Annotated in this window: 1 protein-coding gene; it reads left to right on the plus strand. The window is 71.8% G+C overall.

Features of this window, described 5'->3' with window-relative positions; genetic code table 11:
• Nucleotides 1-5671: type I polyketide synthase (locus MTQ01_RS24725; RefSeq protein ID WP_247493105.1), on the plus strand; the 5671-nt coding region annotated here is incomplete at both ends.

A 5671-nucleotide genomic window follows, 5' to 3' on the forward strand; every position in this document is an offset into this window, starting at 1 on the left:
GAGTTCGCCGCCGAGGACCGCAAGACCCAGCGCCTCTCGGTCAGTCACGCCTTCCACTCGGCTCTGATGGACCCGATGCTCGACGCGTTCCGCGAGGTCGCCGAGGGGCTCACGTACGCCGAGCCGAGGATTCCGGTGGTCTCCAATGTCACCGGTGCTCTCGCCGAGCCGGGTCAACTGAGCACGGCTGCCTACTGGGTGGAGCATGTGCGCGGCACCGTGCGGTTCGCGGACGGGGTGCGTGCGCTCGCCGACGCGGGTGCCGACGCGTTCCTGGAGGTCGGACCCGGGGGAGTCCTCACCGCCCTCACCCAGCAGACCCTGGACGAGGGTCTGTCCGTGCCGCTGCTGCGCAAGGACCGGGCGGAGGAGCCCGCGCTGCTCACCGCGCTGGCCCAGCTCCACACTTCCGGTGTCGACGTCGACTGGGCGCGCTGCTTCGACGGCACCGGTGCCCGCCGTGTCGAGCTGCCCACCTACGCCTTCCACCACCAGCGGTACTGGCCGCGTCCGGCCACCCACACCGGTGATGTCACCGGCGCCGGGCTCCGTCCCGCCGAGCACCCGCTGCTCGGCGCCGCCACCGCGCTCGCCGGCTCCGAGGGCGTCCTGTTCACCGGACGTCTCTCCCTCACCACTCACCCGTGGCTCGCCGACCACACCGTCGGCGGCGGCCTGGTCCTCTTCCCCGCCACCGGCTTCCTCGAACTGGCCGTGCGCGCCGCCGACGAGGTCGGCTGCGACCGGGTGGAGGAGTTCACCCTCGCCACCCCGCTGCTCCTGCCCGAGGACGCCGCCGTGGTCGTCCAGGTGTGGGCGGGTGCCCCCGACGAGAGCGGCGCCCGCTCGGTCCGCCTCTACTCCCGGTCCGCCGACGCGTCCGACGCAACCTGGACCGAGCACGCGGCGGGCGTACTGACCTCCGGTGCCGTCACCGCCGTCCTCGACGCGTCCGTCTGGCCGCCGAAGGGCGCGGTCGCCGTCGACCTGGAGGGCTTCTACGACCGCACCGAGTACGGGCCCGTCTTCCGCACCATCCGCGCCGTGTGGAAGCGCGGCGACGAGGCGTTCGTGGAGGCGGCCCTGCCGTCCCAGGCCGACGACGCCGGCTACTACGGGATGCACCCGGCGCTGCTCGACGCCGCCGTCCAGTCCGTCGGCTTCGCCGGACTCGACGACGAGCACAAGCTGTTGCCGTTCCTGTGGGCCGGGGTGTCGCTGCACGCGGGCGGCGCCTCCGTGGTCCGCTTCCGGGTCGCCCGTACCGGCGATGACTCGGTGTCCATCGCCGCCGTCGACGTCGAGGGTGCCCCCGTCCTGTCGGCGGAATCGCTGGTCCTGCGGGTGCCCTCCAGGAGCGCCGCGCCCGCGGCCCGCCGCTCCGAGCTGGACTCGCTTCTGCGCCTCGACTGGACGGCGGCGCCGGAGACCCCGGCCGACCCGGCCGCCGAGGCCGTCCGGCACGTCTCGGTCGCCGCACCCGTCGGCACCGATCCCGCCGCCGCGTTCGCCGGGCTCACCGGCGACGAGCACCTTGTCTGTGTGCCGCTTGCCGGTGACCTCTCGGACACCGATCTGCCCGCCGCCACCCAGGACCTCGCCGCGCACGCCCTCGGCCTGGTCCAGGAGTGGCTGGACGGGGAGCGGTTCGCCGACTCACGCCTGGTGTTCGTCACCCGCCGTGCCGTACGGGCCGGCGCTGACGACCGGATCGGTGACCTGGCCGCCTCCGTGGTCTGGGGTCTGGTCCGCGCTGCCCACTCCGAGAACCCCACCCGTTTCGCTCTTCTCGACCTGGACGGCGATGCCGGTGTCGAGGACGTACTGCCCCAGCTGCCGGCCCTGTTGGCGGGTGGCGACAGCCAGTTCGTCGTCCGTGACGGGGCGCTCCTCGTCGGACGGCTCGACCGCGTGGTGACGGCGTCGACCCTGCTGCCGCCCGCTGACGGGTCGTGGCGTCTGGCCAGCTCGGCTCCCGGCAGCATCGACGCGCTCGGCCTGGTGCCTGCTCCGGAGGTGTGGGAGGAGCCGGCGGGTCGTGAGGTCCGTGTTGAGGTGCGTGCTGCGGGACTGAACTTCCGTGATGTGTTGAACGCGCTCGGCATGTACCCGGGTGAGGCCGGTCTGTTGGGCGCGGAGGCGACGGGTGTCGTGACCGCGGTCGGTCCGGATGTCACCGGCCTCGCCGTCGGTGACCGTGTGATGGGTATGGTGCCGGGCGGTCTGGCCTCGGAGACCCTCATCGACGAGCGTTTCCTGGCGTGTGTGCCCGGGTCCTGGACGGATGAGGTGGCGGCTTCTGTGCCGCTGGTGTTCCTCACCGCCCTCTACGGTCTTCGTGATCTGGGTGGGTTGTCGGCGGGGGAGAAGGTGCTGGTCCACGCCGGTGCCGGCGGTGTTGGTATGGCCGCGATCCAGCTCGCGCGTCACCTGGGCGCCGAGGTGTACGCGACGGCGAGCGAGGGCAAGTGGGACGCGTTGCGGGCCCTGGGTCTCGACGATGAGCACATCGCCTCCTCGCGCGACCTGTCCTTCGCGGACAAGTTCCCGGCGATGGACGTGGTGTTGAACGCGCTTGCGGGCGAGTTCGTGGACGCGTCGTTGCGGATCACCGCCCCCGGCGGCCGGTTCCTGGAGATGGGCAAGACCGACATCCGCGACCCCCACTCCACGGGCGATGTCCAGTACCGCGCCTTCGACCTCGGTGAGGCCGGACCTGATCGGACGGGTGAGTTGCTGTCCGAGTTGGTCGGTTTGTTTGCGGCGGGTGTGTTGTCGCCGTTGCCGGTGAAGACGTGGGATGTGCGCCGGGCTCGTGAGGCGTTCCGTTTCATGAGTCAGGCCAGGCACGTTGGCAAGATCGTGCTGAGGATGCCGGCGCGTTGGAATCCTGAGGGCACGGTTCTGATCACCGGTGGTACGGGTGGTCTTGGGCGTGTGTTGGCTCGTCACCTTGTTCAGGAGCGGGGCGTTCGTCGTCTGCTTCTGGTCTCTCGCAGCGGTCCGTCTGCCGAGGGGGTTGGTGCTTTCCGTGACGAGCTTGCGGAGTTCGGTGCTCATGTGGATGTCCGTGCCTGTGATGTGACGGATCGGCAGAGTGTCGTTGAGCTGCTGGGTTCGGTGTCTGTTGAGCATCCGTTGACGGCTGTGGTGCACACGGCGGGTGTTTTGGACGATGGTGTGGTGACGGCGCTGACTGCTGAGCGGTTGGCGACGGTGTTGCGTCCGAAGGTGGATGCGGCCTGGCATCTGCACGAGTTGACCCGTGAGCTCGATCTTGCCGCGTTCGTGATGTTCTCCTCCGTTTCCGGTGTGATGGGCAGTGCTGGTCAGGCCAGTTATGCGGCGGCCAATGTCGTTCTCGACACGCTTGCTCAGCACCGTGCGGATGAGGGTCTGCCGGGTCTGTCGTTGGCCTGGGGTGCTTGGGAGCAGACCGCCGGCATGACCGGCGCCCTCTCCGAAGCCGGGATGCGGCGTATGCAGGCATCCGCCGCGCCGCCCCTCACCGTCGCGCAGGGCCTCGCCCTGTGGGACGCGGCCACCGTCTCCGTCGAGCCGTACCTGGTGCCGATCGGCGCCTCCGGCGACAGCCGGATGCCGGGCGAGGTCCCGCCGCTGCTGCGCAATCTGGTGCGCGGCACCCGTCGCGCCGCCGCGACCGCCGTCGGCGGCGCGAGCACCGCGGCCGCCGTCACCCGTCAACTCCTCGACCTGCGCGAGGAGGAGCGGCTGCGCTTCGCCGTCAACCTGGTCCGCGGCGAGGCCGCCCCGGTCCTCGGCCACACCTCGACCAAGGCCATTGACGCCGATCGCGACTTCCACGACCTCGGCTTCGACTCGCTGACCGCCGTCGAGCTGCGCAACCGGCTGACCGCCGCCACCGGACTGCGGCTGCCCGCCACTCTCGTCTTCGACTACCCGACCCCCACGGTCCTCGCCGAGCACCTGGTCTCCGCTCTCCTCGACGAGGAGCGCAAGGCCGGCGCCTCCGGCCCGGCCGTCGTCGCCACCGGCGTCGCCGAGGACCCGGTCGTCATCGTGGGCATGGCCTGCCGGATGCCCGGCGGCGTCGACACCCCCGACGCGCTGTGGCAGCTCGTACTGGACGGCGACGAGGGCATCTCCGCCTTCCCGACGGACCGCGGCTGGGACCTCGACACTCTCCAGCGGGGCGGCGAGAGCGGCCACGGCCGAAGCGCCACCTCCGAGGGCGGATTCCTCTACGACGTCGCCGACTTCGACGCCGGGTTCTTCGGGATCTCGCCGCGCGAGGCGCTCGCCATGGACCCGCAGCAGCGGCTTCTGCTGGAGACGTCCTGGGAGGCGTTCGAGCGGGCCGGTATCGACCCCGCCACCGTGCGCGGCAGCCGGACCGGCGTCTTCGTCGGCACCAGCGGCCAGGACTACACCACCCTCGTCATGAACTCCCGCGAGGACGCCGAGGGTCACGCCCCCACCGGCCTCGCCACCAGCGTCATCTCCGGGCGCCTGTCCTACACGTTCGGCCTGGAGGGGCCGGCGGTCACCATCGACACCGCCTGTTCCTCCTCGCTGGTCGCCCTGCACTGGGCCGCGCACGCGCTGCGCTCGGGCGAGGCCGACCTGGCGCTCGCGGGCGGCGTCACCGTGATGTCCACCGCCATGGGGTACGCCGGTTTCACCCGGCAGGGCGGTCTCGCCGGCGACGGCCGCTGCAAGGCGTTCGCCGACGCGGCCGACGGCACCGGCTGGTCCGAGGGTGTCGGCATGCTGGTCGTCGAACGGCTCTCCGACGCGCAGCGCAAGGGGCACCCGGTGCTCGCGGTGCTGCGCGGTTCCGCCGTCAACCAGGACGGCGCGTCCAACGGGCTCACCGCGCCCAACGGCCCGTCGCAGCAGCGGGTGATCCGGCAGGCACTGGCCGGCGCCGGACTCACCACCTCCGACGTCGACGCCGTCGAGGCGCACGGCACCGGCACCACTCTCGGCGACCCGATCGAGGCGCAGGCGTTGCTGGCCACCTACGGTCAGGACCGGCCCGAGGGCCGTCCGCTGCTGCTGGGCTCCATCAAGTCCAACATCGGCCACGCGCAGGCCGCCGCCGGTGTCGCGGGCGTCATCAAGACCGTCATGGCGATCCGGCACGGCGTACTGCCCCGGTCCCTGCACATCGACCGGCCCTCGACCCACGTCGACTGGACCGAGGGCGACGTGCGCCTGCTGACCGAGACCACCGAGTGGCCCGAGACCGGGCGCCCGCGCCGTGCCGCCGTGTCCTCCTTCGGCATCAGCGGCACCAACGCGCACACCATCATCGAGCAGGCCCCGCCGACCGAGGAGCCCGCGCCCGCGGCCGAGCCGGTCCCGGCTCCGGTCGCCGCCTGGCCGATCTCGGCGAAGTCCCCCGAGGCCCTGGACGCCCAGCTCTCCCGGATCGGATCCGTCACCGGAGTCGACCCGCTGGACGTCGGCCTCTCGTTGGCCACCGGTCGTTCTTCCTTCGAGTACCGGGCGGTGCTGCTGGCGGGTGCCGAGGGTGCCGAGGGTGCCGAGGGTGCCGAGGGTGGTCCGGTGGAGGTGGCGCGGGGTCGTGCCGTGGAGCGTTCGCTTGCGGTGTTGTTCTCGGGTCAGGGTTCGCAGCGGGCCGGGATGGGTCGTGAACTGTACGGTCGTTTCCCGGTGTTCGCGG

This window comes from Streptomyces sp. XM4193 (genome assembly GCF_023072595.1).
In the GTDB taxonomy this organism is placed as follows: Bacteria; Actinomycetota; Actinomycetes; order Streptomycetales; family Streptomycetaceae; genus Streptomyces.